General features: G+C 63.2%; 15 protein-coding genes and 1 pseudogene. 11 read left to right on the top strand and 5 right to left on the bottom strand.

All coding sequences use genetic code 11. From position 1 onward, the window contains the following. Positions 1-98 precede the first annotated feature (98 nt). From BGP85_RS29300 to BGP85_RS15310, 10 genes and pseudogenes are all read left to right on the top strand, one after another. Positions 99-200 (top strand): annotated as a pseudogene (locus BGP85_RS29300) (toxin); the annotation flags it as partial. 159 nt (positions 201-359) lie between these two features. Beyond that, positions 360-2,042: a flavin monoamine oxidase family protein gene (locus tag BGP85_RS15350; protein ID WP_103448711.1), complete on the top strand. Its 1,683-nt coding sequence runs from the start codon at positions 360-362 to the stop codon at positions 2,040-2,042. Positions 2,043-2,057: 15 nt separating this feature from the next. Next, a complete protein-coding gene (locus tag BGP85_RS15345; RefSeq protein WP_103448710.1) occupies positions 2,058-2,852 on the top strand; it encodes a carbon-nitrogen hydrolase family protein in 795 nt (264 codons plus the stop codon). Positions 2,853-2,909: 57 nt separating this feature from the next. Continuing rightward, the gene (pqqF, locus tag BGP85_RS15340; protein ID WP_103448709.1) at positions 2,910-5,189 is read left to right on the top strand and encodes a pyrroloquinoline quinone biosynthesis protein PqqF; all 2,280 of its coding nucleotides are present in this window, start codon (positions 2,910-2,912) and stop codon (positions 5,187-5,189) included. A 169-nt stretch (positions 5,190-5,358) separates the two neighbouring features. After that, on the top strand, positions 5,359-5,430 hold the full coding sequence (gene pqqA / locus BGP85_RS15335; RefSeq protein ID WP_003243383.1) for a pyrroloquinoline quinone precursor peptide PqqA: 72 nt from the start codon (positions 5,359-5,361) through the stop codon (positions 5,428-5,430). Positions 5,431-5,510: 80 nt separating this feature from the next. Beyond that, the gene (gene pqqB / locus BGP85_RS15330) at positions 5,511-6,422 is read left to right on the top strand and encodes a pyrroloquinoline quinone biosynthesis protein PqqB (RefSeq protein WP_103448708.1); all 912 of its coding nucleotides are present in this window, start codon (positions 5,511-5,513) and stop codon (positions 6,420-6,422) included. Between the two features lie 28 nt (positions 6,423-6,450). Next, on the top strand, positions 6,451-7,188 hold the full coding sequence (gene pqqC, locus BGP85_RS15325) for a pyrroloquinoline-quinone synthase PqqC (protein ID WP_181004558.1): 738 nt from the start codon (positions 6,451-6,453) through the stop codon (positions 7,186-7,188). Next, complete coding sequence (pqqD, locus tag BGP85_RS15320) at positions 7,185-7,460, top strand: pyrroloquinoline quinone biosynthesis peptide chaperone PqqD (RefSeq protein ID WP_103448706.1); 276 nt, start codon at positions 7,185-7,187, stop codon at positions 7,458-7,460. Before pqqC ends, pqqD begins: the two co-directional genes overlap by 4 nt. Further along, positions 7,432-8,580 (top strand): pyrroloquinoline quinone biosynthesis protein PqqE, encoded by a 1,149-nt coding sequence (pqqE, locus tag BGP85_RS15315; protein WP_103448705.1) that lies wholly within the window; start codon positions 7,432-7,434, stop codon positions 8,578-8,580. Before pqqD ends, pqqE begins: the two co-directional genes overlap by 29 nt. Continuing rightward, positions 8,546-10,369 carry a S9 family peptidase gene (locus BGP85_RS15310; protein WP_103448704.1) on the top strand — a complete coding sequence of 608 codons (1,824 nt, stop codon included), beginning with the start codon at positions 8,546-8,548 and terminating at the stop codon, positions 10,367-10,369. The genes pqqE and BGP85_RS15310 overlap by 35 nt, the downstream gene beginning before the upstream one ends. A gap of 32 nt (positions 10,370-10,401) precedes the next feature. Here BGP85_RS15310 and BGP85_RS15305 read toward each other — a convergent pair whose 3' ends face one another. Both BGP85_RS15305 and BGP85_RS15300 read right to left on the bottom strand, forming a co-directional pair. Next, positions 10,402-10,560, bottom strand: coding sequence for a YqaE/Pmp3 family membrane protein (locus tag BGP85_RS15305; RefSeq protein ID WP_009681539.1), 159 nt, complete (start codon positions 10,558-10,560; stop codon positions 10,402-10,404). 140 nt (positions 10,561-10,700) lie between these two features. Further along, positions 10,701-11,981 (bottom strand): aspartate aminotransferase family protein, encoded by a 1,281-nt coding sequence (locus BGP85_RS15300; RefSeq protein WP_103448703.1) that lies wholly within the window; start codon positions 11,979-11,981, stop codon positions 10,701-10,703. 213 nt (positions 11,982-12,194) lie between these two features. Between BGP85_RS15300 and BGP85_RS15295 the strand changes: the two genes are divergently transcribed. Next, positions 12,195-13,118 carry a LysR family transcriptional regulator gene (locus BGP85_RS15295; RefSeq protein WP_103448702.1) on the top strand — a complete coding sequence of 308 codons (924 nt, stop codon included), beginning with the start codon at positions 12,195-12,197 and terminating at the stop codon, positions 13,116-13,118. Positions 13,119-13,356: 238 nt separating this feature from the next. Here the strand turns inward: BGP85_RS15295 and BGP85_RS15290 are convergent, their stop codons facing one another. The 3 genes from BGP85_RS15290 to BGP85_RS15280 form a co-directional block, all read right to left on the bottom strand. Continuing rightward, positions 13,357-15,135, bottom strand: coding sequence for an acyl-CoA dehydrogenase C-terminal domain-containing protein (locus BGP85_RS15290; RefSeq protein ID WP_103448701.1), 1,779 nt, complete (start codon positions 15,133-15,135; stop codon positions 13,357-13,359). Between the two features lie 123 nt (positions 15,136-15,258). Continuing rightward, complete coding sequence (locus tag BGP85_RS15285) at positions 15,259-16,542, bottom strand: GGDEF domain-containing protein (protein WP_103448700.1); 1,284 nt, start codon at positions 16,540-16,542, stop codon at positions 15,259-15,261. 226 nt (positions 16,543-16,768) lie between these two features. Beyond that, positions 16,769-18,898 (bottom strand): cytochrome-c peroxidase, encoded by a 2,130-nt coding sequence (locus BGP85_RS15280; RefSeq protein ID WP_103448699.1) that lies wholly within the window; start codon positions 18,896-18,898, stop codon positions 16,769-16,771. Positions 18,899-18,965 lie beyond the last annotated feature (67 nt).

Raw genomic sequence — 18,965 nt, 5'->3', positions numbered from 1 at the left:
TTCCTACAGGCGTTACAAGCTGCAATTCAATGACGCTCTCTCAGCGCGCCGACGTGTATAAGCTGAAGCCCATCGACGGGCTCCACTTACCAAGCTGCCCAGATGCAGGCGATGTCATCAGAGGAACCGGAGGGCTTAGAAAAATCCGATTTTCTGATCCCCTCAGGCACAAGGGCAAACGGGGCGGCAATCAGCTGATCGTTAAAACTGATGTAGCTCTGGTCATAGCGACGATAAAAACTACATTCCGCCATCATTCTGCATCTTAATTACGAACACCCCGCTTCATAAAATGACCCCCAGCCATCTCCTATACTCAGGCTCCGCCCCTCGCGCAGCCGCTCTGGCAAGGTCACTTCATGAACAAGAATAACCGCCACCCCGCCGACGGCAAACAGCCCATCACCATCTTCGGCCCGGACTTCCCCTTCGCCTTCGACGATTGGCTGGAACACCCGGCCGGCCTGGGCAGTATTCCAGCCGAGCACCATGGTGAGGAAGTAGCCATCGTTGGCGCCGGCATCGCCGGCCTGGTCGCGGCCTATGAATTGATGAAGCTGGGCCTCAAGCCCGTAGTGTACGAGGCCTCGAAACTCGGCGGGCGGCTGCGTTCGCAGGCCTTCAACGGCACTGACGGCATCATCGCCGAGCTCGGCGGCATGCGCTTTCCGGTGTCCTCAACCGCTTTCTACCACTACGTCGACAAGCTGGGCCTGGAAACCAAGCCCTTCCCCAACCCCCTGACGTCCGCATCGGGCAGCACGGTGATCGACCTCGAAGGCCAGACCTACTACGCCGAAAAGGCCAGTGACCTGCCGAAACTGTTCCATGAAGTGGCCGACGCCTGGGCGGATGCGCTGGAAAGCGGCGCCAGGTTCGCCGACATCCAGCAGGCGATCCGTGACCGTGACGTGCCTCGGCTGAAAGAGTTGTGGAACAAGCTGGTACCGCTGTGGGACGACCGCACCTTCTACGACTTCGTCGCCACCTCGCGCTCGTTCGCTCAGCTGAGCTTCCAGCACCGCGAAGTGTTCGGCCAGGTCGGTTTTGGCACCGGTGGCTGGGATTCGGACTTCCCCAACTCGATGCTGGAAATCTTCCGCGTGGTGATGACCAACTGCGACGACCATCAGCACCTGATCGTCGGCGGCGTGGAGCAGGTGCCCCAAGGTATCTGGCGCCATGTGCCGGAGCGTTGCGCCCACTGGCCGGAAGGCACCAGTCTCAGCTCGCTGCATGGCGGTGCACCACGCACCGGGGTCAAGCGCATCGCCCGCGCGGCCGACGGACGCCTGGCGGTCACCGACAACTGGGGCGATACCCGTCATTATGGTGCGGTACTCGCCACCTGCCAGAGCTGGCTGCTGACCACCCAGATCGACTGCGAAGAGTCGCTGTTCTCGCAGAAGATGTGGATGGCCCTGGATCGCACCCGCTACATGCAGTCGTCAAAGACCTTCGTCATGGTCGACCGGCCGTTCTGGAAGGACAAGGACCCGCAGACCGGCCGCGACCTGATGAGCATGACCCTCACCGATCGCCTCACCCGCGGGACCTACCTGTTCGACAACGGTGACGACAAACCGGGGGTGATCTGCCTGTCCTACGCCTGGATGAGCGACGCCCTGAAGATGCTGCCTCATCCCGTGGAAAAGCGCGTGCAGCTGGCTCTGGATGCACTGAAGAAGATCTACCCCAAGACCGATATCGCCGGGCATATCATCGGCGACCCGATCACCATTTCCTGGGAGGCCGACCCGCACTTCCTCGGCGCCTTCAAGGGCGCACTGCCGGGCCACTACCGCTACAACCAGCGCATGTATGCGCACTTCATGCAGCAGGACATGCCCGCCGAGCAGCGTGGCATGTTCATTGCCGGTGACGATGTGTCGTGGACCCCGGCCTGGGTCGAAGGTGCGGTGCAGACGTCGCTGAATGCGGTGTGGGGTATCATGAACCACTTCGGTGGCCACACCCACCCGGACAACCCAGGCCCGGGCGATGTGTTCGACGAGATCGGGCCCATCGCCCTGGATGACTGAAACCAAGGAGGCAGCATGCGCATCGCTCTGTTCCAGGGCGCACCCAACCCGCTGGACGTGCCCGGCAACCTGCAACGGCTGCGCCACCAGGCGCAGCTGGCGGCCGAGCGTGGCGCACAATTGCTGGTGTGCCCGGAGATGTTCCTGAGCGGCTACAACATCGGCCTGGCGCAGGTCGAACGGCTGGCCGAAACCGGCGATGGTCCCTCGGCCATGGAAGTGGTGGAGATCGCCCAGGCGCACCGTATCGCCATCGTCTACGGCTACCCGGAGCGCGCCGATGACGGGGCGATCTACAACAGCGTGCAGTTGATCGATGCCCATGGCCGCAGCCTGTGCAATTACCGCAAGACCCACCTGTTCGGCGAGCTGGACCGGGCGATGTTCAGCCCTGGCGCCGACCATTTCCCGGTGGTCGAGCTGGATGGCTGGAAGGTCGGCATGCTGATCTGCTACGACATCGAGTTCCCAGAGAACGCCCGGCGCCTGGCGCTGGCAGGTGCCGAACTGATCCTGGTGCCGACGGCGAACATGACGCCGTACGACTTCGTCTGCCAGGTGACCGTGCGCTCGCGGGCGCAAGAGAACCAGTGCTACCTGGTGTATGCCAACTACTGCGGGGCCGAGGACGAGATCCACTACTGTGGGCAGAGCAGCATCATCGGGCCCGATGGCAGTTTGCTGGCCATGGCCGGGCGCGATGAGTGCCAGTTGCTGGCTGAGCTGGAGCATGAGCGGGTGGTGCGGGGGCGTGAGGCGTTTCCTTACCTGAGCGATCTGCGTCAGGAACTGCATCTGCGCCAGGGCTGACAGGGGCCGGGCCTGCCTTACAAATGGGTTAGCATGAACACCTGCTCCGGAGTTCCCATGCCTGACACCACCCGCCACCTCACCCTCGCCAACGGCTTGCAGCTGACCCTGCGCCATGCACCGCACCTGAAGCGCTCGGCGGCCGCCTTGAGGGTGCATGCGGGAAGCCATGATGCTCCAGCCGCATGGCCGGGCCTGGCCCACTTCCTGGAACACTTGTTCTTCCTCGGCAGCGCACGCTTCCCTCTGGAAAACGGCCTGATGCGCTACGTCCAGGCTCTGGGTGGCCAGGTCAATGCCTCCACCCGCGAGCGCACCACCGAGTTCTTCTTCGAAGTACCGCCCGCCGCATTGGCCGGTGGCTTGGAGCGCCTGTGCCAGATGCTTGCCGAACCGGACCTGAGCATCGAACGGCAACGCCGCGAGCGGGAAGTCATCCACGCCGAATTCATCGCCTGGTCACGCAACCCGCAGGCGCAGCAGCAATTTGCCTTACTGCAATCGGTGGCTGGCGATCATCCGCTGGTCAGCTTTCATGCAGGCAACCGCTATTCCCTCGTTTTGCGCAATATTGCCTTCCAGCAAGCGCTCAAGGGCTTTCACCAGCGCTTCTACCAGGGCGGCCAGATCACCCTGAGTCTCTGTGGCCCGCAGCCATTGGATGAACTGGAACAACTCGGCAGGCAATACGCCGGGCTCTTCGAAACGGGCGACCTTGTGCCACAAGCTTTGCCACCCGCCTTGACCGCCAACAAGCCGCTACTGTTCGCCCACGAGGGCCTGCCCGCAGGTGCAGAGCAGGCGCTGGAACTGCTGCTGGCCAACCTCGGCGACAACCGCCCCGGCACTTGGCTGGATGCTCTCGAACAGCGCGGCTGGCTCAAAGGGTGCAAGGTCGAGAAGTTGTATGCCTTCGCCGGGCAACTGCTCTGGCACATCGACCTGAAGCTCGTCCCGGGTGCCGACACCGATGAGGCGCTGAAGCTGCTGCACGGCTGGTTCGACTTCATCCGTCAGACAGACCCCGCCCAACTCAACAGCGCGTTTGGCCGCTTGCAACAACGTCGCGAACGCAGCGCCAGCGCATTGGAGCTGGCCCGCCGCGACAGCACCGGGCAGCCATTTGCAGCGCTGGATACACAAGCGCTGATCGCCCTCGAAGCGCTGCTTGAGCAGCTGCCACGTCACACATTTGGGCAATGGCAGCTGCCTGCGGCCGAGCCGTTGATGCTCGATGAACTGCCCACTGCTCGAACTGCAGAGCTGCCGCGTGCGCTGGGCATCAGCGACCTGCTTCCACCCGACAGGCAATACGCAGCACTTTATCTACGCTGGCACGTGCCATCGGCCATGCGCCAGCATCTGCAGGGTGTACTTGAGCGCGCCCTTCACCCCATGCAAGTACGTTGCGAGCAGGCCTGCGTGCAACTGCAGTTCAACGCTTCAGGCGAATACTGGCAGCTACGTTGCGCTGGCCATCCGGCAGCCGTGGTACGCGCCACAGGCCAGGCCCTGGCGCTGATGCAGGCGCCTTCCAACTGGCAGCCATCTGCAACCGAGGCGCTCGCCCTGATACCGATCAGGGCGCTAATCAATCAGCTACCTGACGCCGTGCTCGGCACTCGCCCCGCCGAAACGCCGCCCTGCACCCTCGATCAGGCGCTGCTCGACGACGCCTGGCAACACAGCCACTGGCAGGGCCTGGCCGTCGGCTTCAACACCAGCGCCGTGCAGGCATTGGGCGCAGTGCTGCAAGGCTGCCCAGGACAAGGCACGGTGCCCACGCCTGCCGCCCTCTGGACCGGCCATCGCTGGCAGCATGCCGAGGTCCCGGGCAGTGAAAATGCCCTGCTGCTGTTCTGCCCACTACCCGCCGGGCAGCAAGCCAGTGGTCGTCTGCTGGCCCAGCTGCTGCAAGGCCCGGTGTATCAACGACTGCGGGTCGAGCTGCAACTTGGCTATGCCGTTTTCAGTACCTTCCGTCAGATCGAAGGCATCGGTGGCCTGCTGTTCGGTGTGCAGTCGCCACATGCCAGCCAGGGCGAAATCCTCGATCACCTGCGCCAGCTTCTGGGTCAGGGCGTCACCCTCGATAGCCATGCCCGCCAGGCAGTGGCCGAGCAATTCGACGAACTTGCCATGGCCAACGCCGAGGTCGCCGAATGGGCATGGCAGACACACCTGGCCACACAACCCGGCGACCTGCTTGCGCTGCAACGGTCTATTCTGATGACACAACAAGCGGATCTGGACGACCTGCTACGCGGCCTGCTCGGCTGCGATTGCGCCTGGCTTTGCCTGGCCAACAGCCCCGCACCCGATGCGTCCTGGCACTGATCCCGTGGGGATTGTTACGTTTACTGCAAGGGCGCTTATCAAATAATTAACCTTTCAGTACAAAATTTTCTTGTAAGATAACGCTATCTCAGCCAATGGAACCTCCAGCTCCAGGTGGCACCCAATGAGTAGCTGAAGCACCCCAACCCCATCCGGAAGGAGAACGCCCATGTGGACCAAACCTGCATACACTGACCTGCGTATCGGCTTCGAAGTGACCATGTACTTCGCCAACCGCTAAGCCCTGCTTTGCGGTTCGACGCCTCGGCCCGCCGGGGCGTCGTCGTTTTTCCGATACGGCTTTTCGCAGAAGGAGTGGCCATGTACATCCAGATTCTCGGTTCCGCCGCCGGCGGTGGTTTCCCGCAGTGGAACTGCAACTGCGTCAACTGCAAGGGCTATCGCGACGGCAGCCTGCGTGCCACGGCACGCACCCAGTCGTCCATCGCCCTGTCCGACGACGGTGAGCACTGGATCCTGTGCAATGCCTCGCCCGACATCCGCGCCCAGCTCCAGGCCTTCGCGCCGATGCAGCCGGCGCGTACGCTGCGCGACACCGGCATCAACGCCATCGTCCTGCTCGACAGCCAGATCGACCACACCACCGGCCTGCTCAGCCTTCGCGAAGGCTGCCCGCACCAGGTCTGGTGCACCGACATGGTCCACCAGGACCTGACCACCGGCTTCCCGTTGTTCAACATGCTCGCCCACTGGAACGGTGGCCTGCAGTGGAACCGCATCGAGCTTGAAGGCAGTTTCGTCATCGACGCCTGCCCCAACCTCACGTTCACCCCCTTCCCCCTGCGCAGCGCCGCGCCGCCCTACTCGCCGCACCGCTTCGACCCGCACCCGGGCGACAACCTCGGCCTGCTGGTCCATGACACGCGCACCGGCGGCAAGCTGTTCTATGCCCCTGGCCTTGGCCAGGTCGATGCCCAGCTGCTGCAGATGATGCACGGCGCCGACTGCCTGCTGGTCGATGGCACGCTGTGGGAGGATGATGAAATGCAGCGCCGCGGTGTCGGCACCCGTACCGGCCGCGAGATGGGCCACCTGGCGCAGAACGGCCCGGGCGGCATGCTCGAAGTGCTCGATGGCTTCCCACGGCAGCGCAAGGTGCTTGTCCACATCAACAACACAAATCCGATCCTCGACGAAGATTCCCCCGAGCGCGCCGAAGTCCAGCGCCGCGGCGTCGAAGTCGCCTTCGATGGCATGAGCATCGAGCTGTAAGGAGGCCCCCGTGAGCGACGCACTGCCTATGTCACCTGCCGAATTCGAGCAGGCCCTGCGCGCCAAGGGCGCCTACTACCACATCCACCACCCGTACCATGTGGCGATGTACGAGGGCCGCGCCACCCGCGAGCAGATCCAAGGTTGGGTGGCCAACCGCTTCTACTACCAGGTCAACATCCCGATGAAGGATGCCGCGATCCTGGCCAACTGCCCGGACCGCGAAATCCGCCGTGAGTGGATTCAGCGCCTGCTCGACCATGACGGCGCGCCCGGCGAGGACGGCGGTATCGAAGCCTGGCTGCGCCTGGGGCAGGCGGTCGGCCTCGACCCCGACCAGTTGCGCTCCCAGGAACTGGTGCTGCCAGGCGTGCGCTTCGCCGTCGATGCCTACGTCAACTTCGCCCGCCGCGCCAGCTGGCAGGAAGCGGCCAGCAGCTCGCTGACCGAGCTGTTCGCCCCGCAGATCCACCAGTCGCGCCTGGACAGCTGGCCGCAGCACTACCCGTGGATCGACCCCGCCGGCTACGAGTACTTCCGCACCCGCCTGGGCCAGGCCCGGCGCGACGTGGAACACGGCTTGGCGATCACCTTGCAGCACTACACCACCCGCGCGGGCCAGGAGCGTATGCTGGAAATCCTGCAGTTCAAGCTGGATATCCTCTGGAGCATGCTCGACGCCATGAGCATGGCCTACGAGCTGAACCGCCCGCCCTATCACACCGTCACCCAGCAACGGGTCTGGCACAAGGGGATTGCCCTATGAGTTTTGACCGCAAGCAAGTGCCGAACTGGCGCCCCGGCTACCGCTTCCAGTACGAACCGGCACAGAAAGGCCATGTGCTGCTGTACCCCGAGGGCATGATCAAGCTCAACGACAGCGCCGGCCTGATCGGCGGGCTGATCGACGGCAAGCGTGACGTGGCGGCGATCATTGCCGACCTTGAACAACAATTCCCTGGTGTGCCCGAAGTCGCCGACGACATCGAGCAATTCATGGAGGTGGCCCGTGCCGAACACTGGATCACCCTCGCCTGAGGTGCCGGTCGGCCTGCCGCTGTGGCTGCTGGCCGAGCTGACCTACCGCTGCCCGCTGCAGTGCCCGTACTGCTCCAACCCACTGGACTTCGCCGCCCAGGGCCAGGAGCTGAGCACCGAGCAGTGGTTCAAGGTAATGGCCGAGGCCCGCGAAATGGGCGCCGCGCAGATCGGCTTCTCCGGTGGCGAACCGCTGGTGCGCCAGGACCTCGCCGAGCTGATCGGCGAGGCTCGCCGGCTAGGCTACTACACCAACCTGATCACCTCCGGCATCGGCCTGACCGAAACGCGCATCGCCGCCTTCAAGCAGGCCGGGCTGGACCATATCCAGATCAGCTTCCAGGCCAGTGACGAGCAGGTCAACAACCTGCTGGCCGGCTCGAAGAAGGCCTTTGCACAGAAGCTGGAGATGGCCAGGGCGGTGAAAGCCCACGGCTATCCGATGGTGCTCAACTTCGTCACCCACCGGCACAACATCGACAAGATCGACCGCATCATCGAGCTGTGCATTGCCCTTGAAGCCGACTTCGTCGAGCTTGCCACCTGCCAGTTCTACGGCTGGGCGCACCTCAACCGCCTGGGCCTGTTGCCGACCCGCGCGCAGCTAGAACGTGCCGAGCGCATCACCAACGAGTACCGGGAAAAGCTCAAGGCCGCGGGCAGCGCGTGCAAGCTGATCTTCGTCACCCCGGACTACTACGAGGAACGCCCCAAGGCCTGCATGAACGGCTGGGGCAGCCTGTTCCTGACCATCACCCCGGACGGCACTGCCCTGCCTTGCCACGGCGCCCGGCAATTGCCGGTGCAGTTCCCCAACGTGCGCGATCATGACCTGCACCACATCTGGTACGACTCGTTCGGCTTCAACCGCTTCCGCGGTTACGACTGGATGCCCGAGCCGTGCCGTTCGTGCGACGAGAAGGAAAAGGATTTCGGCGGCTGCCGTTGCCAGGCCTTCATGCTGACCGGCGATGCCAGCAAGGCCGACCCGGTGTGCGCCAAGTCGGCCGACCACGGCATCATCCTCAAGGCCCGCGAGGAGGCGGAGACCGCCCAACTCGCCATCGAAGAGATGACCTTCCGCAATGAGCGCAACTCCCGTGTCATCGTCCGCGGCTGACTTCAGCGCCGCCCAGGCCGTTGCCGCCGGCACCGACTTTGCCGAACTCAAGGTCAGTGCCGAGGGGCTGTTCTGGAACGAATTCCGCCCGGCCGATGGTGCCTGCCGCATCTGGCAGTGGCGTGACCACCAGGCGCGCTGCCTCACGCCCGATGGTTTCAGCGTGCGCAGCCGGGTCTACGAATACGGTGGTGGCAGCTTCTGCCTGGGTGGCGATGGGCTGCTGTTCATTAACGAAATGGATCAGCAGGTCTATACCCAGCGCCTCGAAGGCGATGCACCGCGCGCCCTGACCGACCAGGCCGATTGCCGCTATGGCGATGTGCAGTGGCACGACGGCAAGGTGCTGGCAGTCGAAGAGCACCATAGCGAAAGTGTCGAACATCGCTTGGTGGCACTGGACGGTACCACCCGCGAGGTGCTCGCCGAGGGCGCCGACTTCTATGCCTCGCCAACGATCAGCGCCGATGGCCAACGCCTGGCCTGGGTCGAATGGGACCGCCCGGCTCAGCCCTGGACCATCACCCGGCTGATGTGCCGAGAGCGCAGCCCCAGTGGCAACTGGGGTGCGGTGCGCTGCATGGCGGCTGATGACGAATCACTGCAACAGCCCCGCTTCGATGCTCAAGGCCGGTTGTATTGCCTGTCCGACCGCAATGGCTTCTGGCAACCGTGGGGCGAAATCGACGGCCGCTGGCAAGCCCTGCCAGCAGAGCCAGCGGACCACGCCGCCGCGCCCTGGCAACTGGGCACCAGCACCTGGCTGCCCATGGGGCCGCGGAGCTACCTGGCCAGCTGGTTTGAAGGTGGCTTCGGGCAACTGGGGCTGCGCTTGAACGATGGACGGGTGGAGCGATTCGCCAGCGCCTATACGCGCTTCCGCAATCTGGCCATGGATACCGAATACCTCTATGCCGTCGCGGCGTCACCGATCAGCCCGCCCGCAGTGATTGCCATTGCCCGCGCTAACCATGAGGTCAGTGTGCTGGCCGGTGGCGCAGAAGTGCTACCTGCAGCGCATATCAGCCTGCCACAATCGATCTGTTACAAGAGCGGCGACGCGTTTGCCCATGGCTTCTTCTATCCAGCAACGGCCACCAAGGGCCCTGCACCTTTACTGGTATTTATCCACGGCGGCCCGACCTCGGCCTGCTATCCGGTGCTCGACCCGCGCATCCAGTACTGGACCCGGCGCGGTTTCGCCGTGGCCGACCTGAACTACCGAGGCAGCACCGGCTATGGCCGGGCATACCGCCAGGCGCTGCACCTGCGTTGGGGCGAAAGCGATGTGCAGGATGCCTGTGCCGCCGTCGAGTATCTGGCTGGGCAAGGGCTGATCGACCCTGGCAAGGCCTTCATTCGCGGCGGCAGTGCCGGTGGCTACACCACGCTGTGCGCCCTGGCCTACCACGAAGTGTTCCGCGCGGGTGCCAGCCTTTACGGGGTAAGCGATCCGATCGCCCTGGGCCAGGCCACGCACAAGTTCGAAGGTGATTACCTGGACTGGCTGATCGGTGACCCGCAGCAAGATGCCGAACGTTATCGCCAGCGCACACCGCTGCTACATGCCTCGCAAATCAAGGTGCCGGTGATCTTCTTCCAGGGTGAACTGGATGCAGTGGTGGTGCCGGAGCAGACGCGCTCGATGCTGGCCGCGTTGCAAGCCAATGGCATCGAGGCTGACGGGCATTTCTATGCAGGGGAACGGCACGGGTTCCGCAAGGCCGAGAACCTGGCGCATGCGCTGGAGGAAGAGTGGAAATTCTATTGCCGGGTGTTGGAGAGCTGACAGCCCGGGGCCGCTGTGCGGCCCCGGCATCCTCAGCGCTTGGCAATGATGTACACCGCATGCACGATCCCTGGGATGTAGCCCAACAGGGTCAGCAGTATGTTCAGCCAGAACGCCCCGCCAAACCCCACCTGCAGAAACACACCCAGCGGCGGCAGGATGATGGCGATGATGATGCGAATGAAGTCCATGCGGGTCTCTCCTGAAGGGGTTACAAGGAAGACCCGTTGCGCTTGCTGGAGGTTCCACAGGCAAAAAAAAACGCCCCGGGCCAAATGAAACAGGCACGGGGCGATGCGCAGAAACGCCAGACGGTTCGTAGAATTCTTGATCAGGCCGGCATTTCGCGGCGGGCCTGTTGTTGCGCATGTAAGCGGGCAAAGGCCCGGGCCAGGCGCAGGAGCATCTCGTCGATGTTGCCCTTGCTCACGGTCAGCGCTGGCGAGAAGCGCACGACATCGGCCTGCGGCGCGTTCAGCAGCAAACCTTCGTGCAAGGCAGCCTCGACCAGTTCCTTGGCCAGGTTTTCCTGCAACTGCAGCGCCCACAAAAGCCCCTGGCCGCGCACTTCGCCCTGGCCATAGCGGCCGGCCAGACGGCTCAGGCCATCTCGCAGATGACGACCACTGTCCTGCACCTGACCGAAGAAACCCGGCTCAAGCAAGGTTTCCAGCACAGCCAAACCCGCAGCGCTCATCAGGGCATTGCCGTGATGGCTGCCCTCCAGTTCGCCAGGTTCCGCACAGCAGGCTGTCCCGCGAGCGAGCAAGGCTGCCAGTGGCACGCCGCCACCCAGGCCCTTGCCCAGCGTGATGATGTCGGCACGTACACCGTAGGTTTCTTCGGCCAGCAATGCCCCACAGCGGCCAATGCCCGTCTGCACTTCGTCGAGAATCAGCAGAATGCCCAGTTCCCGGCAGAGCTTTTCCACGCCCTGCAAGTACTCACGTGTCGCCGGGATCACCCCCGCCTCGCCCTGGATCGGCTCGAGCATGATCGCCACGGTGCGCGAATCGACCTCGGCATGCAGCGCCGCCAGGTCGTTGAACGGCACTTTGCTGAACCCCGGCAGGCCCGGCTCGCAGCGGTTGCACGGCAGCGGGTCGGAGGCCGACAACGCGCCCAGGCTGCGGCCATGGCAGGCCTGGCTGGCAGTAATGATGTGGTAGGCGCCGTTACGGTGCAGCTGGCCCCACTTACGCGCCAGCTTGATCGCCCCTTCACAGGCCTCGGCACCGCTATTGAGCAAGTAGGCCTGGTCGCTACCCGTGCTCTGGCACAGGCGGTTGACCAGCTCCAGCAGGCCACGGCTGTGGTAGCCCGCGCCCGGGTTGATCAGCGCCTGGGCCTGGTTGCCCAGCGCCTTGACCAGCGCCGTCGGGCTGTGACCGAGACTGTTGACCGCGCCGCCCTGGGTGAAGTCCAGGTAGGCATGCCCTTCGTTGTCCCACAACCAGGAACCTTGGCCACGCACAAACACTTGCGCCGCACGTTCGGTGCTCGGCATCAGGCGCTCGCGCGACAACTGCGGCGCATCCGCCACGATCACCGGCGCACGCTTGGGCTCGGCAACCGCGGCAGGGGCCGAACGGCGCAGGTTGAACAGGTTCATTGGGGCTCCAACCAATCACGGTAAAGGGGCGGCCAGGGGTCCGGTCTTGCTGCCGGCGCTGGATAATTTTGCCTTTCCTATCAAAAGTGTTTTTCAAACGCGGTAACAATGAGCTGATTGATCGCTGTAACCCGTTGGAATACGGCGATAGACTAGGCCTCGGCGGCGTTTGCGGCCATTTCGTTTTCTCAGCTTTTTCGATAAGTGTTACTTATGGATTTTCGCCAACTGCGTTATTTCGTCGCGGTGTATGAAGAAGGCCACGTTGGCCGCGCCGCCGAACGCCTGTCGCTGTCGCAACCGGCTCTGTCACAACAGATTCGCCAGCTTGAGCACAGCCTCGACCTGAGCCTGTTCGAACGCAGCAACAAGCGCCTGCTGCCGACCCTGGCTGCACACACCCTGTACAACCATGCCCTGCCGCTGCTGGATGGCCTGCAGCGGGCCCACGAGGCCATGCGCAACTTCAAGGGCCAGTCACTGCGCACCCTGGCCATCGGGGTACTGCAGACCGTACGCCCAAGCCTGGTGCCACAGCTGCTGGAACGTGTGCGTAAGGCCCAGCCGCATCTCGTGGTGCAGATCTACGAACTGTCGGGGCTGGAGATCGAACGGCGGCTGCTCAATGGCAACCTGGACATCGGCATCAGCTACCTGCCACCACGCCAGCCAGGGCTGCACGGCTCGCTTCTGTACGAAGATGAATTGCAGGTTGTCATCCCGGATAACCACCCTCTGAAGGACTTCAAGAAAGTCTCCATCAAGCAGGCCGCCGAATTACCCATGCTGATGCTCGGCGAGGAATTCCAGATCCGCCAGATCTGGAAGGAGCAGCTGGCGGCACAAGGACGCAGGCCGCAGGTGCAAGCCGAGATGAACAACATGGCGGGGATTCTCGACAGCCTGGCGCACACCGCGCTGGCGACCATCCTGCCTGGGCGGGCCAAGGATGCCGCCGAGGATGAACAAGGTTTACTGTGGAAACCGTTGAGCGAGCCACGCGTGCCGCTCAAGGTCGGCTTGGTGTTCCGAGATGCCCAGCGCCAACAGGCGTCGGTTGAACTGCTGCGCACGTTGCTGGAGGAAGAGGCTGACGCCCGGCAATTGGGTACCACGCCGCTGGATGTGCTTGGCTGAAAAAACGCAGACGAAGAAAACCCCGCCGAAGCGGGGTTCTCTAGACTGTTTCCCTGTGACATCCCTATCGCCCCGCCATCCTGGCAGGAAATCCTTCGTTGTCCCTGTTCTGTCCTTTGCGCTTCCTGCGCAACGTCCATGTAGAAAGATTAACTGTGGATCCAATCTGGCGCCAGTGGCGAAAAGTCACCACGTCATGTAGGAAAAGGCTTACAACAAGTAATCTTTCGCAAACATTTCAAAACTGTTCGGCATCCAGCAGGTACAGCGATTCACTGCCCGCCTTCACCGAGGCCACCAACGAATTCACCCGTGGCAGCAAGCGCGCGAAGTAGAACCGTGCAGTGCCCAGCTTGGCCGAGTAGAACGCCTCGTCGCCCTCACCCGCCATGGCCGCACGCGCCATCAGTGCCCACATGTAGGCATAGGCGACATAACCAAAGGCCTGCAGATACTCGACCGACGCGGCACCGATCTCATTCGGATTACCCTTGGCCTGCTCCAGCACCCACTCGGTCAACCCGTCGAGCTGATCCAGGTAGGCGCCCAGCGGCTTGGTAAATTCGCCCAGCTGACCATCAGCACTGGCAATGAACTGGCGAATCTCGTCAGAGAAGAGCTTGTAGTACGCGCCACCGCTGGCCACCACCTTGCGCCCCATGAGGTCCAGCGCCTGGATACCGTTGGTGCCTTCGTAGATCTGGGTGATACGCACATCGCGCACCAGTTGCTCCTGGCCCCACTCGCGAATGTAGCCGTGGCCACCGAATACCTGCTGGCCGTGCACCGTGCACTCAAGGCCAAGGTCGGTGAGGAAGGCCTTGGCCACCGGAGTCAGCAGCGCCACCAGCTCTTCGCTGCGTTTGCGTGTGACCGGGTCTTCGCTGTACTTGGCGCTGTCGAGCTGCATCGCCACATAGGTGGAGAAGGCACGACCACCCTCGATCAGCGCCTTCATGGTCAGCAGCATGCGCCGCACATCCGGGTGGACGATGATCGGGTCGGCGGCCTTGTCCTTGGCCTGCGGCCCGGTCGGGGCGCGACTCTGCAGGCGATCACGGGCGTACTCCACGGCGTTCTGGTAGGAACGCTCGGCCGACGCCAGGCCCTGGATACCTACGCCCAGGCGTTCGTAGTTCATCATGGTGAACATGGCCGCCAGGCCCTTGTTCGGCTCGCCGACGATGTAGCCGATGGCCTCGTCGAAGTTCATCACGCAGGTCGCCGAAGCCTGGATGCCCATCTTGTGCTCGATCGAGCCACAGGTGGCCGGGTTGCGTGCGCCGAGGCTGCCGTCTTGGTTGACCAGGAACTTCGGCACTAGGAACAGCGAGATGCCTTTAGGCCCCGCCGGTGCGTCCGGCAGCTTGGCCAGCACCAGGTGGACGATGTTCTCGGTCAGGTCATGCTCGCCGCCGGTAATGAAAATCTTGGTGCCGCTGACCTTGTAGCTGCCATCGGCCTGGGGCTCGGCCTTGGTGCGGATGATGCCCAGGTCGGTGCCGGCATGCGGTTCGGTCAGGCACATGGAGCCGGCCCAGACGCCGGCGTACATGTTCGGCAGGTACTGTTCCTTCAGCGCTTCACTGGCGTGGGCGTTGATCGACAGGCAGGCACCGGCAGTCAGCATCGGGTACAGGCCGAAGGCCAGGCTCGAGGCGTTGACCATTTCCTCGACTTGGGCCGAGATCGCCTTGGGCATGCCCATGCCACCGAATTGCGGGTCACCGCCCACGCCCACCCAACCGCCTTCGGCGTAGGTGTTGTAGGCCTCGATGAAGCCGGCTGGCGTACGCACCGCACCGTTGTCCCAGTGGCAGCCTTCTTCGTCGGCGGCGCGGCTGAGGGGGGCAATGGTCTTGCTGGTGACCTTGCCGGCTTCTTCCAGCACAGCCATGGCGGTATCCGCGTCGACCGCCTCGGCCAGTTCGGGCAATTGCGCCCACAGCTCGGCCACATTGAAGACTTCATTCAGTACGAAGCGCATGTCGCGCAGGGGCGCTTTATAGTCAGCCATGACAACCTCTCGCTGGTCGGGACGGGGCGGCTCGTGAAAAAAGCAACCCGGGGTTGAATCCAGTGTAACCGAACAACTTTTGCGAGACATAGGGTCATTACGCGACCGCATAGTCTTTTCCGGTCACGCCATCCGCACGGCCCCGCGCTGGGATTGTTGACCATAGACCATGACACAGTTACGCCCGGCTCCCTTGGCACTGTAAAGCGCCTGGTCGGCGGACTTGAGCACTTCCTCCGGGTTGCGGTGGTCGACCAATCGCTCGGCGACGCCGATGCTGATGGTTACCGAGACCGTTCCGCCGGCGCTGCCGCTGCGACGCTGACGCCCGGTGGAATCGTCCTGCGGGCGGCTGTTCTGGTCACGCAGGTGCATGGTGTAGTTGGCGATCATCTCGCGTACCGCTTCCACGTGCGGTACGCACTCTTCGGCGGTCTTGCCGGCAAACACCAGGGCGAATTCCTCGCCACCGTAACGATAGGCGCGGCCACCGCCAGTGACCTTGGACAACCGGCTGGCGACCAGTCGCAGCACCTGGTCACCGACATCATGGCCGTGGGTGTCGTTGAATTTCTTGAAGTGGTCGACGTCGGTCATCGCGATCACGTAATTGCGACCCAGGCGTTGCATGCGCTCGTTCAACGCACGGCGCCCAGGCAAACCGGTCAGTTCGTCACGGAAGGCCATCTGGTAGGCCTCGTGCGATACTGCGGCGGCAATCATCAGCATCACCTGGCTGCACATGATGTTCAGGGTAAAGGGCAGGATGAACGTCTTGGGCAGCATCCAGAAGATACCGACCAGGCCGATCAGCTGCGCCGCATGCAAGGGCCGGGGCTCGCGCAGGTATTGCACGACCAGCAGGACAAACACCACGAAGAACACCGGGTAGACCATCTGGATCAGGCTCATCCACTGGCCATGCAGCGACGGCCAGCGGATCTCCGCCAACCAGGCCAGCAGCGCCTGCGGGAAGCTTTGTTCCAGGGCCACGGCCACGCTGCCGACGGCAAACAGCACGGCGAAGCGCGCCAGCAGGTCCTGGGCCAGGTGGGTGCGCTCCTGCCAGGCCCCGAACAGCCCGTACAAGGCGGGCAACAGCAGGCACACCAGGTGGAAGATCACGGCCGCATCCTCGCGCACGCGGCCGTTGTCACGATAGAAGTCGGTCTGGGTATCGAGCAGGAAATAGGCGATGTACACCGTGACCATCAGGAACAGCTCACGCTGGCGGCGATACACAGCGCAGTAGGCACCGCCCAGCAGCAGGACCAGGGTGGGGAGGACATTGAACAGTGACGTGAAGAAGACGCTGAGGTCTCTTACATAGGCCGCCGCAAGCCCAGCCAGCAGCAAAAACAGCGAAGGCAGGAAATGGCTCGCGCGAACAGCGTTTAGACGAAACAAGGGCAATCTCCGACCCGGCAGATCAATAATAGCATTGTGCCTCTACTTCATCGGCAGCACACGTGAATAGATGAGTACAACGGTGGGGTTAACGGCAGCGGGTGTGGAGGGCTTGAGCTTTTCCCGTGATTGAAGTCATCTCGATCCCTGTGGGAGCCGAGCTAGCCGCGGTTCGTCGCCACGACAAGCGCGGCCTCACATGAACCGCGCAGCCACAGAGATATCCCTACAGGTCGTTATTGAATGGCAGCAGCGGCCCCTGCAGCGTGGAGCGACCTGAGGCACCGACAGCATTGAGCTGGAACTCGGCGTCCAATGCTTGCCGTGAGCTATTGCCCGGCTTTTGCGTAACCGCGTTTTCGTCACCCTTCTCACCCTGCGGCAGTATCAGTGACGGGTGATCGAACGGTGCCCGCTCCCAAGCGACACGCGGGTCGGTCAAGCCAACCTCCATGAACTTGACCAATGCATCCACTTCATCCGGGGTCAGGTTCAGCGCGGTCATGTCTGGATCAAGGTTGGAGCCGTTGTGCTGATTGACTGCCGGGTGCTCGAAGCCGCTGGTGTTGCTGGCGTCTTCGCCACGCCGGTCACCGCCGCGGTTGTAGAACTCCATCACCTGCTGCAGCGTTGCCCGGCTGCCGTTGTGGAAGTACGGCCCGGTCAAGGCAATGTTGCGCAGGGTCGGGGTCTTGAAGGCACCATCGACCGAGTCGCGGAAGCCGACACTGGGCTTGAGGGTCGGGTCGCAGGGGACCGCAGCGCTCAGCGGCGCCTCGAAGGTGCACACATCGACTTCCAGTGGGTCAGGAATATTCCCGCCTTGCAGGTGGGTGTTGTACTGACGGGTGAAGGACAGAGGATTGCCCCAGGCATCTGAGCCACCCAGCGCCAGGTCCTCGGAGGTCGGGCGCACACCGGTGTTGTAGAACCCGTTGTCGTAGAGCGTGGTCAGGCCGTCGGCCATGACCATGCGCTCGATGCGCTCATGAGGCTGGAACAGCAGCCGGCTGCCCGCGTTGGTCAACTCGGCACCTCCATGGCAGGCGACACACTTGCCCTTGCCCAGGAACAGCTCCATGCCTTGTACCTGCTGAGCGTTCATGGCGGTGTGGTCGCCCTGCAGATAGGCATCCAGTGGCGCCTGGTCGGAGATCAGCGTGGACTCGTACATCTGGATAGCCAGCCCGAAGAACAATGGGAAGTTCGCTTCCATCTGGGTATAGGGCTCACTGCCCAGCAGAACCTGCTGCGTGGCATTCCACAGGCGGGGCTGGAAGGCGTTCTTGATCAGTTCGCGATAGGTCGGCCGACGGGCACTGGAGACAGGCCCGAGTACCGAGTCGGTGGGCGAGATCTTCTGCCCCTTGAGCATCATGGTGTCGAGCATGCGCCGGCCAATGTCGGCGAAGGTGCGCCCGCCACAGGACATTTCCACCGCGCTGCCGGGAGGCCCGACGGCTTGCGAGGCGGCCGAGGCATCCTTGAGGGCCAGCCGCACCTTGACCGCCACGCCACTGGCATCTTTGGTCACGAAGATCCCTGCGTCAGGGTCGCGATTACCGAACGGCGAGAGGCCGTTGAATACGTTGTTGGCCCGGCCATCCCAGAAGTTGCGCACGTTGAATGCCGCGTTGATCACCGACGGCGCGTTGCGCCCGGTGGCGCGGCGCACGTTGATGCCGCCCACCTGGAAGATGCCGTCCGCTTGCTGGGTGCACTTGTCGAAGCGCGATTGACGGGGTTTGACGAAGTTGGCATCGAACACACCTTGCGAGCCGATGACGTCATCACTCGAATAGACGATCGCCGAGTTGCGATCCAGGGGATCGGCCAGCACGTGGGTCGGAAAGTCGCCCTTTTTCAACGTGTAGTTAGGGCCGCCCTTGCCACCGGAACGCATGGCGTAGCTCGGCACGTCGCCGGGAATATCAGCGGCCGTGAACGGCTTGTTGAAGATCGACGTGACGTTGGCATTGGTATTGGCCTGGCCGGGGTTGATCTGGTTGGTGACCCGGTGATCGACACCTGCGTGGTAGTGACAGGAAGCGCAGGCGGTGGCGCCGTCACTACCGATCGCCATGTCCCAGAACAGGGCCTTGCCCAACAGCACCACCGCCCCGCGATTGATCACATAATCGGACATCAGGTCGACCTTGCGGCCACCTTCGGTACCCGAAGGGTCCGGCGGCGTCATGCCGCGCAGTGACTGCAGGCTGGGCACATCCGGCACCACCGGAGCGGTCCCGGCCGGGTCTGCAGCCCGAGCGCTGGTCAAAGGGAGGCCGGCGGCGAGGGTCATCGCTATCGCACAGGCCAGACGGGGGATTCGCAAGTTACTCAGATAGTCGACCATGATGGACTTCCCGACGGCTCAGGTTTTTCAGGCTTATCGTTCACGCAACTAAGTGCGCTTAATGCCA

The sequence above is a fragment of the Pseudomonas putida genome (assembly GCF_002906855.1).
Taxonomy (GTDB): Bacteria; Pseudomonadota; Gammaproteobacteria; order Pseudomonadales; family Pseudomonadaceae; genus Aquipseudomonas; species Aquipseudomonas putida_N.
This window is presented reverse-complemented; position numbering and strand designations above follow the sequence as displayed.

Coding starts and splice junctions, on each gene's coding strand:
- BGP85_RS15350 (WP_103448711.1), top strand. CDS start 360: ATGAACAAGAATAACCGCCACCCCGCCGACGGCAAACAGCCCATCACC.
- BGP85_RS15345 (WP_103448710.1), top strand. CDS start 2,058: ATGCGCATCGCTCTGTTCCAGGGCGCACCCAACCCGCTGGACGTGCCC.
- pqqF (WP_103448709.1), top strand. CDS start 2,910: ATGCCTGACACCACCCGCCACCTCACCCTCGCCAACGGCTTGCAGCTG.
- pqqB (WP_103448708.1), top strand. CDS start 5,511: ATGTACATCCAGATTCTCGGTTCCGCCGCCGGCGGTGGTTTCCCGCAG.
- pqqC (WP_181004558.1), top strand. CDS start 6,451: ATGTCACCTGCCGAATTCGAGCAGGCCCTGCGCGCCAAGGGCGCCTAC.
- pqqD (WP_103448706.1), top strand. CDS start 7,185: ATGAGTTTTGACCGCAAGCAAGTGCCGAACTGGCGCCCCGGCTACCGC.
- BGP85_RS15310 (WP_103448704.1), top strand. CDS start 8,546: ATGAGCGCAACTCCCGTGTCATCGTCCGCGGCTGACTTCAGCGCCGCC.
- BGP85_RS15305 (WP_009681539.1), bottom strand. CDS start 10,560: ATGGACTTCATTCGCATCATCATCGCCATCATCCTGCCGCCGCTGGGT.
- BGP85_RS15300 (WP_103448703.1), bottom strand. CDS start 11,981: ATGAACCTGTTCAACCTGCGCCGTTCGGCCCCTGCCGCGGTTGCCGAG.
- BGP85_RS15295 (WP_103448702.1), top strand. CDS start 12,195: ATGGATTTTCGCCAACTGCGTTATTTCGTCGCGGTGTATGAAGAAGGC.
- BGP85_RS15290 (WP_103448701.1), bottom strand. CDS start 15,135: ATGGCTGACTATAAAGCGCCCCTGCGCGACATGCGCTTCGTACTGAAT.
- BGP85_RS15280 (WP_103448699.1), bottom strand. CDS start 18,898: ATGGTCGACTATCTGAGTAACTTGCGAATCCCCCGTCTGGCCTGTGCG.